The sequence below is a fragment of the Chania multitudinisentens RB-25 genome, assembly GCF_000520015.2.
Classification (GTDB): Bacteria; Pseudomonadota; Gammaproteobacteria; order Enterobacterales; family Enterobacteriaceae; genus Chania; species Chania multitudinisentens.
The window spans coordinates 2,289,782-2,306,710 of record NZ_CP007044.2; the positions used below are offsets into that span (position 1 = coordinate 2,289,782).

The following is a 16,929-nucleotide window of genomic DNA, read 5'->3' on the forward strand; positions in this document are numbered from 1 at the left end:
GTTGGAAATCGTTATAACGGGGCTAAAGTATACGGCTAATCAATCTGTCGATACGAATACGGCGCAGGCGACGAATCAGTTTGTGCACTTTAACCGGATATTGCTGGATGCTTTGTAGCTCAAGATAACTATTGACCACGATGGTGTGGGTACGAATCATCTCTAATTCTTTGTGGCGTTGTTCCCGTATCTCTTGTTTAGGATCGTGGATCAGGATCGCATTCTCCAGATCTAGCCGCCAAGCTCGTGGATTAAGGTTATTGCCGGTGATTAATTGCCAGGTATCATCTACCCACATGCCTTTCAGGTGGTAGCTGTTATCTTCGTCTTTCCACAATCGCACGATAAGCTGGCCTGTATCGACATAACGCTGTAGACGGTTCAGGAAACGGCGTAGATTAATCTCGTAAAGATAAGGTAATGCACCGATAATCTTGAACGGTTGATCTTCAGGAATGTAGAAATCATTAGCAGTTTTATCACCAACAATGATTTCTACCTGTTTCCCTTGGCGCAGCAGATGAATAATATTGCGTACCAATGGAGTAGGTAAATTGAAGTAAGGTGTGCATAGCGTCAATTTTTGATCGGCGCAGGCCATCAGGTGATGAATGGTTTTATTCAGAAGACTTTGTTTACCCAAGCCGACCAGTGGGGTCACGGCCAGTTCGTTATTACTCGCTTTGCCATGAAACTGGTAATTCGCGCGGCGTAAAGCAAAACGGAATAGACGGGTTTCGTTTTTGATCTCCAAATTTTTGGGGCGATCATTACGGTCAAGCCGTTGTACGGCGCCTGCGGTCAACAAATGCTGTGTGATATAACCGGTCAAGGTGTTCGCTAATACCTCATTGGTGACCAACTGATAGCGATCATAGCGGTACTTATCATGCTGATGCAGGTAAACGTCATTGATACTGGCACCGCTGTAAATAACGGTATCGTCGATCACAAAGCCTTTCAAATGCAGTACCCCTAACGCTTCACGGGTATTAACCGGTACGCCGTAAATGGGGACTAAAACCTGCGGATGTTGGGCCGCCATAGCACAATACCAATCCGCATTGGTATTGGTTGCAGCAGCACCAATACGCCCGCGTTGGGCGCGGTGCCAGTCAACCAGTACACAAATCTCCAGCTCTGGGCGTTGCTGTTTGGCCTGATAAAGTGCATTCAGGATATCGCGGCCTGCGTCATCATGCTCGAGATAGAGCGTGACCAAATAGATACGCGTTTTAGCGTTAGCGATCGATTCCAATAGCGTGGTGCGGAAATCAGAAGGAGCGTAGAGAGTACGGATATTAGCAGCCGTCTGGGGGAGTTTGGGCAGTTGGGCAAGGTGTTGTTGATGTTTGCTACGTTTGAATTTTGACAACATCACAGTGCGCTTCTTCTCTCAGGTTTGGATGGCCGGAATGCCACTTATATTCGAATCATTTTCTCGAATAGTTAGGAATAATACCACTATCCCCTTTGTTCTTGAAGTTATGGCGGTATAGTACCGCCCTGCGGAGGTTCAATTTTGCTCTGGGTGTAAAATCATTGTGTTACGCTACGCCTGTAACGGCAAGGTTAAATTGACAATCCCCTCGTCAATTTGTATATCAATCGCAAAGCCAAGCTTTTGCGCCAGCATTACCATACCTCGATTATTCGGCATCGTAATACCGATCAGGCGAACCAAGCCACGTGCACGCGCATAACCAATCATTTTCAGCAATAGTTGCCGACCCAGTCCCAAACCTTTCAGATCTGAGCGTACCAAGACGGCGAATTCTGCATCGGTATTATCGGGATCTGAATAAGCACGGGTGACACCAATAATTTCTTCGCCATTACGTACCGCGACGAATGCCATCTCACGATCATAGTCGATTTGGGTCATGTTAGCCAAATCATCATGGCTAAACTCATTGATCTCACTGAAGTAGCGGTAGTAAAGATCCTCTTTGGTGACTCGATCGATAAAATGCTTTAGTGCAGGTTCATCTTCCGGCAGGATCGGGCGGAACAGGCATTGCGAACCATCTTTCAATGTAATGGTTTCTTCCAGTTCGTGAGGATAGGGGCGGATAGCCAGCCGGGCCTGAGGATCGCCGCTGAAAGCGGTGAGCTGCATTGACACATCTAATAGGGTGAATTCGTTGCCAGAAGCCAGTACCGGGTGAATATCAAGACGTGAAATCTGTGGGCAATCCAGAATCAGGTTAGAAACCTGAACTAACAACCGGCTAAGCCCAGGAATATCGAGCGGGCGTAACGCACTGCGGCCACGGATCTTACCGCCCTTTACCGCCTGCAATATCAGATAACGTGCCAGCGCCATATTCAGCGGCGGCAGTGCAACGGCAACCTGATTTTCCTGCCGCCACTCAACCCCACCTTCGCCCAGCATAATGAGTGGGCCGAAAATGGCATCTTGCTCCACGGCGATACGCAGTTCCTGTGCTCCAGCACGGTTGGCCATACTTTGCACCAATAATCCGTGAATGCGCGCTTGCGGATAAGTACGTTTCACCCGATCAAGAATCGCTTCTGCTGCGCGCTGTACTTCGGTGGCTGTGCGTAGATAGAGCATCACACCCTGCACTTCGGATTTGTGTGGAATATCTGGGGAGCGCAGTTTCAGTGCGACTGGATAGCCTATCTGTTCGGCAATATGTACCGCTTCGGCGCTGTCACTGGCGATCCAGGTTGGTAATGTGCTGAGGCCGTAGGCTTGCAAGATCGGCTGCACTTCATGAGTGTCGAGCTGGGTGGCGCCTTCTGCCAATGCCTGATGAATCAATTGGTGTGCATCGGCAGTATTAGCAGTGAGCCCTATTGGCAGCGCCGGTGTTTCTTTCAACTGTTTCTGGTTACGGCGATATTCCACCATGTGCATAAAGGCGGTAACCGCGCCTTCAGGTGTGCGATAGGTAGGGATCCCGGCCTCGGTAAACAGACGGCGGGCTTCCTGTGATGAATATTCCCCGCACCAATTGGTCAGCAACGTGATGCGTTTTCCACGTGGGTGCTGCCGTATAGTCTCAATCAACTGCTCGGCGGTTTCAGTTCCTGGTGATGCCGCACTGGGGGCATGGATCAGCAGTAACGCATCATAATCATGGCTATCAAGCAGCGGTTGCAAGGCTGCCAGATAGCGTTGTGGTGTAGCATCATCACGCAGATCGATAGGATTACCCGCCCGAATAAAACCTGGCAGGGCGGCGCTAAGTTTTTCCTGCGTTTCTTCCGCCAACGTTGCCAGCTTACCATTGCGGGCCAGTAGTTGGTCCAGAGCCATGGCCGCTGGTGCCGCGCCATTGCTGACAATCATCAGCCGTTCGCCGCGTAACGGGTACATATGGCTTAAGGTTTCCACGGCAGAAAACAGCTCGTGGGTATCTTGTACACGCAGTAAACCAGCGCGCTGGATCGCAGCATCATAGGCGGCATCCAAGCCCTGCTGGCTATTGAGCAGCAACTGAGCCTGTTGGCTGCGGCCACTTTTGATCACCAATATTGGTTTATTGCGAGAAGCGCTTCGGGAGGCAGAAAGGAAGCGCCGTGCATCATTGATACTCTCTAGGTACAACAGAATGGCGCTGGTCTTGCTGTCACGAGCCAGGAAATCGAGCAGATCGTCAACGTCGATATCCAGGCTATCCCCCAGAGCAATAAAATAAGAAAAACCGACTTCACGCTGTTGCGCCCAATCTAACACTGTATTGGCGACGGCGGCAGATTGGGAGATAAACGCCAGCTTGCCTTTCTGGATTGGCACCGGTGAGAAACTGGCGTTGATGCCTTGCCAAGGCGCGAGCAGGCCCAAACTGTTTGGCCCAAGCAGGCGCATCGAATAACGCTGTGCGGTGGCTTTGAGTTCGGCGAATTGCTCCACCGGGGAAGAGAGTACGATAGCGGTTTTGCAACCTCGAACCCCCAGGGCTTCAATCAGTGACAGGTTGCGCTTTGGGTTAGTACAGAGTACGGCCAGATCGGGCGTCAATGGCAGGCTGGCAACGTCTGGATAGGCCATCACTCCACACACGGCTTTGTAACGCGGTGTCACGGGCAAAACTGGGCCGTTAAAACCACCGGCTAACAGGTTGCGCATCATTAAATAACCTGCGCGATTGGGTTGTTGCGAAGCTCCGATGACGGCGATCGACTTGGGGCGTAACAATGCTTCTAACCCACGCTGGCTCATAGATGGCTCCCAGAATCCCCTAATCTTTCACACCATAGCGTGAAAGGATTGATATATAGATATCTTATCCCTGATTTTAGGCACTTTTTGCCAGGTTTGTTGTGACCGGTGCCTCTGGGCGGGAAGGTTTCCCCGCCAGATACTGTTCGCGGAAGTGATTGAAATGCTGGCTAAGGCCGATAGCGGCCTGCTCGTCTCCTGCCTGTTGCAACAAGGCAGCGGCCACCTCTGCGGTACAGTGCTGCTCGGTACGGCTGGCTTCACGCAGTTGATAGCCAGAGGCAGTGCGCACGTTCAGCGAAAAGACCGGGAGTTGATCCAGATACGGGCTTTTACGGAACATCTTGCGCGCTTCTGACCAAGTACCATCCAGCATGATAAATAACGGTGGTTTTCCGTTGGCCGGTAACTCACTGAACACCGGGCGGGCAGGGTCGGCATAGGAGGCTGGAAATACCACGTAAGGCTGGCGTTCGGGATCGCTAATCGCCGCTAGCAGCCCTGGATCGACTTCGGTTCGTGCCCAAAAAAATGCTTGGGTATCTGGCAAGATATCAGCGATCAGTCGGCCTGTGTTGCTGGGTTTAAGGGGTTCAGCCCCGAACATCATCAGACAGAAGCGGCTGTTGGCGTGTTGCGGCTTGATGGTAGCACACAGGCAATTCTGCTGTGGCAATAAGCAATTCTGGCAACGCATCACACGGCAGCCGCGAGCTCTGAATGGGCGGGTAGCATTGGCTAAACGAAATTGACGCAGGCGGAGTACAGCGTTGTCAGTCATAACGATCCTGAGAAAAACCACCATTGTATACCCAAAATACGTGGAGTTGCAGGTAGGCGGGCCACTGAATGACATATCGGTGAAAGCGGCTAACGCCCCAGTCGCTTCAAGTTATTAAGGGGAGAGCGCAGAAAAAGCCCGGTGGGGGGCACACGGGCTTGTTGCTGGCGTTATAAATCAGGGGCAGCGCAGCAGGTGTTTTTACGTTAGACTAAGTCGTTGAGCCAGTTATCAAATGGCACTTTCGGCATGGCACCGTTAAGCATATCGACCATTTTGCCCTCACGGAACATAATGATGGTAGGAATGCTGCGGATACGGAAACGGGTGCTCAGTTCGGGTTCGGCTTCGGTGTTGACCTTCACAAAGCGGATCTTTCCGGCTCGTTCTTCGGCCACATCTTCAAAGATAGGCGCGAAACTGCGGCACGGGCCACACCAAGGGGCCCAGAAATCGACCACAACCGGCAAATCGTCCTGCAACAGGTGGTCAAGAGTCGCGGTAGTGGCGTTGATCACTTCGCCATTGAATAATTCATGGCCACAGCGGCCACATTTAGCGCCATCTGCCAAACGATCTTCAGGGACGCGGTTGATGGCATTGCACGCTGCACAGACTGTATTCATGGGGGGCCTCGGGTGCTAATGCAGCGCTATATACTCGTCATACTTCATGTTGCATCGGTGGCTGCGTCCGCTCACACCTGTCACATAGTTGGCTATGCTCTTGGTGATTATGAGCCTTATGACTAAGGTTCACCCTACGGGATTGCCGCCTACAGGCAACTCGAATGATTTAGAGTATGGGCTGCGGGTATGTATCTTGAATGTTGTTTATTATCAGTAAAAATGCTGCATTGAACCAAATGGTTTATTCGATGAGTGTAATAGTTGCCAGCTTTTGCGCAAGTGAGTGGCTTAGTGTACTAACATCAGGTAATCTTCGCGCCCAGCGCGTTGGTGGAGAAGACAATGAACGATTCATTTAGTGGCAAGAACGGTAAGGTCAAAGTGATGTACGTCCGCAGCGATGATGACAGTGGCGACAACCGTGACAAAAATAAACGTCGGGATGGTAAAGGCCGCCCGGCTGATAATGCACGCTCTGGCCGTGCTGGCCAGGATAAATCGCGCGGTAATGATCGCCGTGGTTCTGATTCCCGCCGCAGTGAAAGTGATCGCCCTCGCCGCTCAGCGCGCACTGAAGATCGTGGTGGGTATGATTCCCCATGGAAAACCGTGTCTCGCGGTTCTGAAGAAGAACCTGCGTTTGACCATGGTGGGATCAGCGGCAAAAGCTTTATCGACCCAGAGCAGTTGCGCCGCCAGCGTGCAGAGGAAACCCGTGTTTACGGTGAAAATGCCTGCCAGGCGCTGTTTGCCAGCCGCCCAGAAGCTATTGTACGGGCATGGTTTGTGCAGTCTGTCACGCCGCGTTTTCGCGAGGCGTTGCGCTGGATGGCTGCGAACCGCAAGGCTTACCATGTGGTAGATGAAGAAGAGCTGGCGAAAGCCTCTGGTACTGAACATCACGGCGGTGTGTGTTTCCTGATCAAAAAACGGCAAGGTCTAGATGCCTCAACCTACCTGAAAACTGCCCCGGCAAAAGATTGTGTGTTGGCGTTGGAAGAAGTGGGTAACCCGCATAATTTGGGAGCGATCGTGCGTTCTTGTGCACACTTTGGCGTTAACGCGGTGTTGTTGCAGGACCCTGCTTTGCTGGAGTCGGGTGCCGCGGTGCGTACCGCAGAAGGTGGTGCAGAGCATATCAAGGCAATTAATGCGGATGATTTCCTGTCGGTGCTGGATACTTTCCGCAAGGCGGGTTACACCATCGTGACCACCTCCAGCCACAAAGGTACTGCGTTGGCACAGGCTAAGCTGCCGGCCAAGATGGTGCTGGTATTGGGCCAGGAACGCGATGGCCTGAGTGACAGTGCTTGGCAACAGGGTGATATGAGTGTGTCTATCGGCGGTACTGGCAAGGTGGAAAGCCTGAATGTATCCGTCGCAACCGGTATTCTGTTGGCTGACTGGTGGCGCCAAAACCAAGCGTAATCTTTGTACTCCTTTAAAAACGGGCGCTTTGAACGCCCGTTTTGCTTTTAAGGTATTTAGTGAGCACCGCTGCTGCCACCACCGGAACTGAATGGCGGCTTGGCGAACCAGACCAAGGCCAATAGGATCAGGAAGACGCCCGCAGATAGCCAGAAAATCTCGTTTGCCGAGATGATCAGCCCCTGTGCGGTGATCTCATTGGCGATATACGCCGAAGCCTGCTGTTTACTCATCCCCAGTTCTTCAAGCTTGGTATACATCTCCTGCGACTGTGGGTTGAACGGATTCACAAACTCCGTCAAATTCGCATGATGCATCGACTCACGCTGGGTCCACAACGTGGTGGTAATCGAAGTACCGATAGAACCTGCCAACGTTCGGGTAAAGTTCGACAGACTTGATGCGGCGGCCATGCGCTCTGGCGGTAACCCTGACAAAGTAATGGTGGTCAGCGGCATGAAGAAGCAGGCGATGGCAAAGCCCTGCACAAACTGTGGCCAGGCCGAAGCACCAAAGTCCATCCCTGGCTCAAAAGTATAGGCGCGCCAGTAGAAACACACGGCATACATAATGAAGCTGAAGGTGACCAGGCGGCGCATATCCAACCGGTTACCAAAACGGCCAATGATCGGCGACAAAATCACCGGGATCAGCCCCACCGGCGCAGACGCCAGCCCTGCCCAGGTAGCAGTATAGCCATACACTTCTTGCAGCAACTGCGGCAATAGCACGATGGCCCCAAAGTACAGCATGTAGGCCAGGCTGATACACAGGCAACCGATAGTAAAATTGCGTGATTTGAACAGTGACAAATCCACTACCGGGTGGTCATCGGTCAATTCCCATACCACCAGGAACACCAGTGCGACCACGGCCACCACTGTCAGGATAATAATCTCCGTCGAATGGAACCAGTCCAGTTCTTTACCCTGGTCAAGCATGATTTGCAGCGAGCCGACACCCACTACCAACAAGACCAAACCAACGGTATCGATAGGTTTGATCTCGGTTTTGGTTTCCCGGCCTTTCAATGTCGACATGGCTGCCAGGATCACAAATATCCCGATCGGAATGTTGATAAAGAAAATCCAGCCCCAGTGATAGTTATCACTGATATAGCCACCGAGGATCGGCCCGAAAATCGGCGCGACGATCACCGTCATTGACCAAAGCGCCAGTGCCATGGCTCGTTTGGCTGGTGGATAGTTATTCAGCAGCAAACTTTGCGACAGCGGTATCAATGGGCCCGCCACTACACCCTGAATCACACGGAAAAAGATCAGCATGCCCAGGCTATTGGAGATACCGCACAGCCAAGAGGCGAGGACGAACAGCGCTGTTGACCACAGAAACAGACGTACTTCGCCGATACGCTTTGCCAGCCAGCCCGTGATCGGAATGGAAATGGCATTCGCCACCCCAAACGAGGTGATCACCCAGGTGCCCTGCGAACTGGAAGAGCCGAGATTCCCTGAGATGGTGGGTATTGCAACGTTGGCAATGGTGGAATCCAGTACCTGCATGAAGGTCGCCATGGCGAGCGCAATCGTCATCCAGGCAAGCTGGGCACCTTCAAGTGGTTTTTGTGCCAAGGTAGCCCCCGTGCGTTTAACCTGCGTTTGCATGGATCACATCGGCGATCATCTGGTCAACCGGTGCCAGATCCAGCATCAATGCGCTGGTTTCATACCGCGGTTGTTCACGCACTGTGTCGGAAAGCATCAGACCATCCCGGTTGTTGGTATCAATGGTGACCAACGTCGAAAGGCCGATACGTAGCGGATGTTCAGCAACCTGTTTCGGGTCCAGTTCAATACGCACTGGCAAGCGCTGCACTACTTTGATCCAGTTACCCGTGGCGTTTTGCGCGGGCAGTAAGGAGAAAGCGCTGCCGGTTCCCATATCGATTCCCACTACTTTACCGGTATACACCACGTCGCTACCGTAAATATCACTGATCACGGTGGCGGGTTGACCAATGCGCATATTGGCGATCTGGGTTTCTTTAAAGTTGGCATCCACCCAAAGGTGATCCGCCGGAACGACAGCCATCAGTGGGGTTCCTGGCGAAATTTGTGCGCCAACTTGCACACTGCGGCGTGAGACAAACCCCGTAATCGGGCTGAGCACGCGGGTGCGTTGCAGTGCCATCCAGGCATCGCGCATCTGCGCTGCGGCTTGCAGAATGGCAGGTTGTTTTGCCAGCGGAGTATCCAACACCATCGCCTGATTGGCATTGTATTGCTGCACCGCCACTTCCAGCGTAGCTTTGGCACTGTCTACCGCTTCGCGTGCGTGTTGCAATTCTTCGCGGCCAATCGCATCCACGCTGCCCAGCACCACACGGCGTTTAAGATCGTTTTCTGCTTTACTCAGCTCAGATTTTCGCAGCGCAATATTGGCCTGATACTGCTTGCTGTTGATCACCGCTTGATGCGTTTGGCGCACGCTGTTGGCCAGCGCAGTTTTCGCACGTTCAAAAGCTTGTTCGGCGTCAGTAGGGTCAAGCGTCAGCAGAACATCCCCTTTACGGACGAAATCCGTGCTATCGAATGTTACACTGTTTACGCTGCCAGCCACCTGAGCCATGATCTGGACCTGATTACCGGCGACATAGGCGTTATCCGTTTCCTGGTGGTGACGCAGTACCAGGAACCAATACACTGAATAAACCACCCCAATAACAATAAAAATAACCGTCAATAGCAGCAGCCAAAATTTCCGCTGCTTCTTTTTACTTTTCGGTTGCTGCGGGATTTGAGTTTCCTCGCTTGCACTCATGGTGTTCTCCACATTTTATATCTGTATTTATTATACTTTCGCATCTGCCGCTGGGGCCTGATAGCCACCCCCCAGCGCACGTATCAAGCCTATTTTCGCCTGTATCAATTCACTGCTGGCATTCAGTTCTGCCTGTTGTTGCTGTAATAGTTGTGACTGGCTGGTCAGCAACTCATCGCGCCCGATAACCCCTGCCTGATATCGGGCATTAGCGACTCGATAGACTTGCTGTTGGGATTGGGCCGCTGAAGCTGCCTGTTGCAATTGTTGGGTTTTGCTTTGCTGTAGGGTAATGGCATCGGCCGTTTCCCGTAGTGCGTTCAGGAGAGTCTGGTTATAGGCTTCCACCGCTTCGTCATACAGCGCAGACTCCTCACCTAGCTTGCTGCGCAGCGCTCCGGCGTGGAAGATTGGTAAAGAGATAGCTGGCATCACGTTCCAGGCCTGGCTTGCAGCTTCCAGCAGATTCGGGCTGGTGCCCCCCACATTGGTGGTATTCAGGCCAGCAAAGGCTGAAATTGACAGACTGGGGTAAAACTCTTTACGGGCTGCGCTGACACGTTGGTTATATGATTCCACCAGTTGGCGCTGTGCCGCAATGTCTGGGCGTTTACCCAGCAAATCGGCGGTTAATTCACCGGTGGGGGCCAGCAGACTTTCAGCAGGTAATGCCACAGGGTGCAACGATTGCATCGCTTTTGGCCCCTGACCGGCTAATGCTGCCAGTTGATGCTTAAGCTGTTCAATCTGTGACTGCAACAGGATGAGCTGCTGCTTGGTGCTGTCGGCCTGCGCCAGAGTCTGTTGTGGAATCTCTATGCCGTAGATCCCTGCCTTGTATTGCCGTTGACGCAGATCGGCCAACCGCTGGTGGTTGGCCACCTCCCGTTGCAGCACGTTTTCCTGCGCATAATTTGCCTGCAACTGGTAATAAGCCACAGCGACCGAACTGGTTAGTGTCAGTGCGGCCTGCGCCTGTTCAGCACGTGCGGCATCAACCTGAGCTTTGGCCGCGTTGACCTGATTGCGGTATTTGCCCCACCAGTCGAATTCGTAGGCTAGATTCAGGCCGAGTGCATTGGATGTTTCATAAATCGGTGAGGTCGGGTAACCAAATCCCTGGTTGGTATTTTGGGAGATGCGCGCGCGATCGCTGCTGGCAGTCAAATCCAGATTGGGGCCATTGGCGGCACGGGCTTCACCCACCACGCTTTGAGCTTCGCGTACGCGTGCAGCGGCCTGTTTGAGCGAAGGGGAACTTTGCAGCGTTTGGGCCATCAGTGCATCGAGCTGTGGATCATTCAGCGAGCGCCACCATTGTGGGCTAATCGCCAGTGAGCTGGCTTTAGGCTGCGCGAGCTGTAGATACTGCGGCTCCATCAATGTGGACTGCGGGGCAATATTGTCGGTAGATGCACACCCCGCCAGGACTAACACAGCGCACAATGGGGTAAATCTCCAGTTTAACGGGGATCGCATAAATAGATTACCTGAACAGAAATTATTGGGAGAACTGTTCTGAAACGTCCATCTGATCCAGGCGTGCCAAGAGTTTGCGCGTCAGTTTTTCAAGCTGTTGCTGCTCCTCGTTATCCAGCGTGGACCACAGGAAATGCAGACATCGGTGCTGCGGCGGCAGCAATTGGCCGATAAATGCTTCTCCGGCCGGTGTCAGGTGCAGATGCAGGCACCGACGATCGTTGTCACTTTCTCGGCGTTCAATCCAACCGCGTTTCTCCAGTTCATCGGCAATGCGGGTGGCGTTGGTACGTGAAGAACCTAAAGCTGAGCTTAGCTCAGAAGGCTGAATGCTGTGGTTTTCCTGCGAATCCAACGTAATGAGTGCCATAAATAAGGTTTCGTTGATCCCCTGTGCTTTTAGCATTTTATTGCGATTTTCCAGTAACTTGCTTTGCATATGCATACAAAGGCGAGTTAATAGAATTTCCTGGTAAGGGAAATTTTTCTGGCGTTTGGCACGGAAATTAAGCATTTGCTCTATGGGTGTAAACGAACTTTCCATAATTTTTGGCCTCATTAATTTCGTTAGTTATAGTAACGAGAGTGATTAATAATGTAAATCATCAGCAAGAGGAATAATTTAGCAATTTGTGTCATTTGTAAGTGGTTTGTAAATATTTAACCATGCAAACTGTGTGGTGTTTTAAGAGGAGACACAAATTCAGGTTTCCTCTAATGTTAAATACATAAGATTTTTTAACTTAAAAGAGGTGTTTCGGTATTCTGTGCTGGCATTAAGGGATGACAGAAAAACAGAGAGCCACGGCTATCTACTCTTGCTTTATAAGCGTTAGCTTGCAGCTTGGTGGCTATCAGGTCTTGGGCACTGACTTATCGTTTTCTATAATAATGTCAGGGTTCAAATCGTGTTTATACTCTGTATTGTTAATAAATTGCAACAAAAACGATAACGGTGCTAATTATTTCATGGCTTTTCCCACCGGATCATGACGTTTACCACGCCACCAAGTTAGCAGGTTCAGGAGGCACAATACCCCACCGATGATTGCCACCCCGTTCCAGCCAGCATGTTGATAAGCGGTAGCGGAAAGGACTGAACCTACTGCCCCACCAATGAAATAGCTGGTCATGTAGCCTGCGGTCAGGCGGTTACGTGCTTCTGGCATGATACGGTAGATCACGCTTTGGTTAGTGACATGCACGGCTTGTACCGCCAGATCTAACACCAGCACGCCGATAATCAAGGCCCACAGAGAATGCTTGGCTAACGCAATGGGTACCCAGGACAGTAATAGTAGCAGTAGCCCGGCGCTGGTGGTCAGCCCCGCTTTGCCTTTATCTGCCAAATGCCCGGCACGTGACGCAGCCAAAGCTCCTGCGGCTCCCACCAGACCAAACAACCCAATCACCCCTTCGGAATAATTAAACGGTGGCGAGGCCAACAGAAAGGCCATTGACGTCCACAAAATGCTGAAGTTGGCGAATGACAGCGCACCGATAATGGCACGGGTACGCAGCAATGGCGTGAAGTAGAATAGCGAGAAGATGGACTGCAACAACTGCGGGTAATTCAATCCTGAATGCTGTTTGTAACGTGGCAAGGCTCGCCACAGAACCAGCGCCATCAGGATCATCAACACGCTGGCAACCCAGTAAATGGTACGCCAGCCACCGAGAGCAGCCAGAGCCCCAGCCACGGTACGTGCCAGCAAGATCCCCAGCAATAGGCCGCTCATGATGATCCCGACGGTTTTGCCACGTTTCTCCGGGCGTGCCAGCGTAGCGGCCAAAGGCACCAACAGCTGAGCCACCACCGAGAACAGGCCAGTGAGTGCGGTTCCTATGATCATCAGTAGTAATGTGCTGGAAGTAGCAGTAATTAACATACCGCCAGCGGCCAGCAGCGTCATAAATACGATCAACCCACGGCGTTCAAACATGTCACCAAGCGGTACCAGAAACAGCAGGCCAACCGCATAGCCCAACTGCGCGGCGGTGACGATAAAACCGGCCTGATTGACCGAGAGGTTAAAGCTTTGTGCGATGGTTTCTAACAATGGTTGGGCGTAATAGTTGCTGGCCACTGCCAGGCCAGTAGCCATGGCGATCAAAAGGGTTAATGCCGGGCTCAAGCCCTGATGTTCGGTTTGTTGGTTCATGGTTATTCAATCAAAAGAATCAGTGAGGCAGATTATCAGGCAGGACAGGTTGTTAAACCAATGTTTAATTTTTATCTGATGGTTATAGGCCGCCAAAAAATCGCGCTGCAGGTCTGTCTTCTATTTATAGTTCTACATAAATGTATTTATGAATAAGATGGATTAACTCTGGCACTGCCTGAGCAGCACATTGGGGAAAGGAAAAGTAATACAGCAACCGTTGCTCAGCCTGAATAGGCTGTTAAAGTCGCCTTTGGCTAAGGAATTTACCCGGTAGTGGCCGTTATTGTTATAGGAAAATAGTGGGTGATGGCCAAAAACTACCGACGTTTTTTGCTAAAAAATACACCCACTATTTAAGTTCATTGTTAGGCATAGGCTGCACTGATTGGGTTTAATTCGGCTATATCCGGTGGCGACTCCCTTAAATAGCGGGTACCACCCTGTAGCAACCAATGGTAAAGTTCTTGATTACGCTTGAAGTTCAGCTTACGCATAGCGTTTTGCTTATGCGCGTTGACCGTTTTATCACTGATGTGTAAACGGGTGGCGATACCGCGCCCGTTCATACCCAGGGTTAAGTATTGTAGTACATCCACTTCTCGCGGCGTCAGCAGAGACATACGCAGACATTGGCAGTGGCGGTAAGGTGATGCTGATGGCATTACCGGCGGGGAGAGCACCTTATCCAGCAAACGCAGTAATGCAAAGATGTCCTGATGTCGATAGAATGTGCCGACGCCACATTTATCACACATTGTCCGGTGTATATCTGTGTTTCTGTACCTTCTTTCATCTTTGATAAAGAAGACCAGTGGATAGCATTTTTTCTGATGTAAACGGTAGAGCCAAGGGGGGCAGGTAGTGCTATTACCTAAAAAAATAATGTCAACATTGTTCAGCGTATGTTCGTTTTCGAACAGGTGAACTTCCTGATGCCGTGACTGGAAGAACGTTTGCAGCCCCAGGCGGAGCCCGTAGGTAAAGTAGTTATCGGTATCGGCAAGTAGGATGGAGAGTGCGTGTGTCATGGCATGGGGTCCTTTCTGCCCTGGGAGTAGTCATCCAGATAATAGGGTGATAGACACTGTATTAAATTAATAACACCGTAAAATAAAGACGAAATTTAGGCTATGTCACGACATAGATTTATTTTCTAGGTGTAAATGAGTTGCTTTTCTTTCATGTATACTGCTTGTGGAAAATAAAATAGGCTCTGCAATATACCAACGCAGGCTGTTATCGACCGATTTGGGGGCAACATGGACTTTATTGCTTTCTACCAGCTGCATTAAATAATAACGAGCTATATAAATAGTAATTTCACAATGTTCTGCTACATCGCGGGTTTTGGGCCACTGTTCCGTAGGTGGAAGGGTTGTCTGATGAATGTCACGGTGGCAAAGGGCTCGCAAAGCAACGAGTATGTTATTAAGATGCCTATCCCTAATTTTATTGATATGCGCCATTTTTCACCCTCCCTTTGTGTGCTTGGCAATAATTATTAGTCTGCTTGGAGTTAGTCTTCTTGAAATAAATACTCAGTACGCGTAGTAATTTCCTTCCATTGCATTAGTGCAGCGAGTCGATGAAGAGAAGTTATCCCTTCTTTTTATATGTAACACATACGAAATGCAACACTATCATAGATTATTGTTTTGTTAAATCATCATTAGCGCTCAATAAGATCGCGACTGTTTGTGTTTTCGATATAATATGTCGTGAATTTGATTTTCGCGATACTGATGATCGAATTCAGATTATTCTTGAGTAAGTTTGAGTTTTTTATGGCGAAATAGCGGTGTTTTTAAAAAATAACTTTTAATGTTCAAATGGGTTTGTAATAATTTTGGCCGACAAGGAGGGGGTATCTGATGAAAGGGCCTATTAATTTTCTGGCTTTTAAGTCTGGTAACAATAGGTCAATATGACTTTTTTGATTATTTTAGAGTAAAAAATGTAAGCTGTTAAATTATCGTGTAAATTTCTATTTTACTAATTTATTTTATTCTATAAATGAAGTCTCGGAAGAGTCTTTTTTCTGGATTACCCCTCCGTACGCAAGGAGGAAGGAAAGGAATACCTTCTTTTATACTAAATGAAAGGATGCTGCCTGATATATCAACTAGGGTTCAATAAAAACTGCGTTGCGTAGGCAAGCTCTGCTTTATTGGGCCGGATGAGGCATCGGGATTTCTCGTTAATTAACGTTTTAAGGATAAAGAAAGCATGAAATTGAATAATATCGCGTTGGCAACAATTCTGTCTCTGGGGATGGTGTCTTTGGCAAATGCTGATGCTGGCTCGGGTAAAGTTAATTTCACAGGTAAGATCATCGATGCGCCGTGCTCTATTGCTCCAGAAAGCATTGATCAGACCAAGAGCTTCGGTCAGGTAGCTAATGTGGCTCTGGTAAACGGTGGTAAATCCAGCGTACTGAACTTTGATATCAAGCTGCAAGGTTGTGATCTCTCTGGTACCAAAAACAAAGTGCAAGTGACTTTCGGTGGCTCATCTGGTGGCGCGACAGGCAACACGAATACCCTGCTGGCTATCACGGGTGCTCGTGGAGCAAGTATCGCTATGTTTGATGGTTCTAACCAGCCAATCACATTAGGCACCGCGACTACCGTGCAGAACCTGCTGGTTGGGGCTAACACCCTGAGCTTCTCTGCTTACCTGCAAGGGCACGCGGGTACTACGCTGGCGGATATCACGGAAGGCGATTTCACCTCGACCACCAACTTTACGCTGGCATACAACTAAGACTGGACGTGGCTGCATGCGGGAATCGTATGCAGCCTTTACTTGCCGTTACGGGAGTCAGGGATGTCAGGGAATACGTTTACTACAGCTATGTTATTGCTTTTGAGCGGGGCCATTGCTCTACCGTCTGCCTGGGGAGGAAGCCGCCTCAATATAAGCGGGACAATAGTCGCTCCAGCCTGTGATATCGACACTAAGAGCCGTGACCAGACCATCAATATGGGCACGTTACCCTTTGATCAGATTGTCAATAACAGCCAGGCATTGGCACTACCATTCAGTATTAGCCTGGTGAACTGCGCTCTGAAACATGTTGGCGATAATATCCTGGGCAGGCAGCATTTTCGGGTCACGTTTGACGGCCGCAATGAAAATGGGCGCTTCGGGGTTGATGGCGAGGCGCGCGGTGTAGCGCTGGTGTTGAGTGATGCCCAAGGACAAGAGGCTGCTCCTGGTGAGCCTTTACCACCGCAAACACCGGTATTGCAGGCTAAGGAAATGCGGCTGAATTATACCGCTCGCATGGTAAGCAACAGTCAACCGTTGCAGACCGGCACCTATTCGGCTTTGGTGCGCTACCAGCTCGACTATTACTGAGCCGCATGCTGACGTGATATGGATAGTCAGCGCGTCAAGACAGCTTTACTTCTCCGGCAGGGTATTCCCTTTAATAACAACCATAACGTCCGGGAAAGTTATTAACGCATAAAG

General features: G+C 50.4%; 14 protein-coding genes. 3 read left to right on the forward strand and 11 right to left on the reverse strand.

Features of this window, described 5'->3' with window-relative positions; all coding sequences use genetic code 11:
• Positions 1-22 precede the first annotated feature (22 nt).
• The 4 genes from pssA to trxC form a co-directional block, all read right to left on the reverse strand.
• The gene (gene pssA, locus Z042_RS10060; RefSeq protein WP_417903535.1) at positions 23-1,375 is read right to left on the reverse strand and encodes a CDP-diacylglycerol--serine O-phosphatidyltransferase; all 1,353 of its coding nucleotides are present in this window, start codon (positions 1,373-1,375) and stop codon (positions 23-25) included.
• 177 nt (positions 1,376-1,552) lie between these two features.
• Positions 1,553-4,192, reverse strand: a complete 2,640-nt coding sequence (locus Z042_RS10065; protein ID WP_024912211.1) for a bifunctional acetate--CoA ligase family protein/GNAT family N-acetyltransferase — start codon at positions 4,190-4,192, stop codon at positions 1,553-1,555.
• Positions 4,193-4,268: 76 nt separating this feature from the next.
• Complete coding sequence (locus tag Z042_RS10070; protein ID WP_024912212.1) at positions 4,269-4,973, reverse strand: tRNA-uridine aminocarboxypropyltransferase; 705 nt, start codon at positions 4,971-4,973, stop codon at positions 4,269-4,271.
• Positions 4,974-5,179: 206 nt separating this feature from the next.
• On the reverse strand, positions 5,180-5,599 hold the full coding sequence (trxC, locus tag Z042_RS10075; protein ID WP_024912213.1) for a thioredoxin TrxC: 420 nt from the start codon (positions 5,597-5,599) through the stop codon (positions 5,180-5,182).
• Between the two features lie 345 nt (positions 5,600-5,944).
• Here trxC and Z042_RS10080 point away from each other — a divergent pair, with 345 nt between their 5' ends.
• Positions 5,945-7,030, forward strand: a complete 1,086-nt coding sequence (locus tag Z042_RS10080; RefSeq protein ID WP_024912214.1) for a tRNA/rRNA methyltransferase — start codon at positions 5,945-5,947, stop codon at positions 7,028-7,030.
• Between the two features lie 56 nt (positions 7,031-7,086).
• Here Z042_RS10080 and emrB read toward each other — a convergent pair whose 3' ends face one another.
• The 7 genes from emrB to Z042_RS24965 all read right to left on the reverse strand — a co-directional run bounded on the left by emrB (position 7,087) and on the right by Z042_RS24965 (position 14,921).
• The gene (gene emrB, locus Z042_RS10085) at positions 7,087-8,655 is read right to left on the reverse strand and encodes a multidrug efflux MFS transporter permease subunit EmrB (RefSeq protein ID WP_162149745.1); all 1,569 of its coding nucleotides are present in this window, start codon (positions 8,653-8,655) and stop codon (positions 7,087-7,089) included.
• Positions 8,639-9,811 carry a multidrug efflux MFS transporter periplasmic adaptor subunit EmrA gene (emrA, locus tag Z042_RS10090; protein WP_024912216.1) on the reverse strand — a complete coding sequence of 391 codons (1,173 nt, stop codon included), beginning with the start codon at positions 9,809-9,811 and terminating at the stop codon, positions 8,639-8,641. The genes emrB and emrA overlap by 17 nt, the downstream gene beginning before the upstream one ends.
• Before the next feature lie 30 nt (positions 9,812-9,841).
• Positions 9,842-11,290 (reverse strand): efflux transporter outer membrane subunit, encoded by a 1,449-nt coding sequence (locus tag Z042_RS10095; protein WP_024912217.1) that lies wholly within the window; start codon positions 11,288-11,290, stop codon positions 9,842-9,844.
• 22 nt (positions 11,291-11,312) lie between these two features.
• A complete protein-coding gene (mprA, locus tag Z042_RS10100) occupies positions 11,313-11,834 on the reverse strand; it encodes a transcriptional repressor MprA (RefSeq protein WP_024912218.1) in 522 nt (173 codons plus the stop codon).
• A gap of 418 nt (positions 11,835-12,252) precedes the next feature.
• Positions 12,253-13,452, reverse strand: coding sequence for an MFS transporter (locus tag Z042_RS10105; protein ID WP_024912219.1), 1,200 nt, complete (start codon positions 13,450-13,452; stop codon positions 12,253-12,255).
• A 368-nt stretch (positions 13,453-13,820) separates the two neighbouring features.
• Positions 13,821-14,483 (reverse strand): helix-turn-helix transcriptional regulator, encoded by a 663-nt coding sequence (locus tag Z042_RS24510; protein ID WP_024912220.1) that lies wholly within the window; start codon positions 14,481-14,483, stop codon positions 13,821-13,823.
• Between the two features lie 105 nt (positions 14,484-14,588).
• Entirely contained in the window at positions 14,589-14,921 is a 333-nt protein-coding gene (locus tag Z042_RS24965; protein WP_071882817.1) for a FaeA/PapI family transcriptional regulator, read from the reverse strand.
• A 760-nt stretch (positions 14,922-15,681) separates the two neighbouring features.
• On the opposite strand from Z042_RS24965, the gene Z042_RS10115 reads away from it, so the two are divergent.
• Together Z042_RS10115 and Z042_RS10120 are read left to right on the forward strand one after the other, a co-directional pair.
• On the forward strand, positions 15,682-16,218 hold the full coding sequence (locus tag Z042_RS10115) for a fimbrial protein (protein ID WP_024912221.1): 537 nt from the start codon (positions 15,682-15,684) through the stop codon (positions 16,216-16,218).
• Between the two features lie 63 nt (positions 16,219-16,281).
• Entirely contained in the window at positions 16,282-16,815 is a 534-nt protein-coding gene (locus tag Z042_RS10120) for a fimbrial protein (RefSeq protein WP_037406401.1), read from the forward strand.
• Positions 16,816-16,929: the final 114 nt, after the last annotated feature.

Bases quoted from the DNA above. Each gene is read 5' to 3' on its own strand.
- mprA (WP_024912218.1), bottom strand. From the start codon at position 11,834: ATGGAAAGTTCGTTTACACCCATAGAGCAAATGCTTAATTTCCGTGCC.
- trxC (WP_024912213.1), bottom strand. From the start codon at position 5,599: ATGAATACAGTCTGTGCAGCGTGCAATGCCATCAACCGCGTCCCTGAA.
- Z042_RS10095 (WP_024912217.1), bottom strand. From the start codon at position 11,290: ATGCGATCCCCGTTAAACTGGAGATTTACCCCATTGTGCGCTGTGTTA.
- Z042_RS10115 (WP_024912221.1), top strand. From the start codon at position 15,682: ATGAAATTGAATAATATCGCGTTGGCAACAATTCTGTCTCTGGGGATG.
- Z042_RS10080 (WP_024912214.1), top strand. From the start codon at position 5,945: ATGAACGATTCATTTAGTGGCAAGAACGGTAAGGTCAAAGTGATGTAC.
- Z042_RS10120 (WP_037406401.1), top strand. From the start codon at position 16,282: ATGTCAGGGAATACGTTTACTACAGCTATGTTATTGCTTTTGAGCGGG.
- Z042_RS10070 (WP_024912212.1), bottom strand. From the start codon at position 4,973: ATGACTGACAACGCTGTACTCCGCCTGCGTCAATTTCGTTTAGCCAAT.
- emrA (WP_024912216.1), bottom strand. From the start codon at position 9,811: ATGAGTGCAAGCGAGGAAACTCAAATCCCGCAGCAACCGAAAAGTAAA.
- Z042_RS10105 (WP_024912219.1), bottom strand. From the start codon at position 13,452: ATGAACCAACAAACCGAACATCAGGGCTTGAGCCCGGCATTAACCCTT.
- Z042_RS10065 (WP_024912211.1), bottom strand. From the start codon at position 4,192: ATGAGCCAGCGTGGGTTAGAAGCATTGTTACGCCCCAAGTCGATCGCC.
- Z042_RS24510 (WP_024912220.1), bottom strand. From the start codon at position 14,483: ATGACACACGCACTCTCCATCCTACTTGCCGATACCGATAACTACTTT.
- emrB (WP_162149745.1), bottom strand. From the start codon at position 8,655: ATGCAAACGCAGGTTAAACGCACGGGGGCTACCTTGGCACAAAAACCA.
- Z042_RS24965 (WP_071882817.1), bottom strand. From the start codon at position 14,921: ATGGCGCATATCAATAAAATTAGGGATAGGCATCTTAATAACATACTC.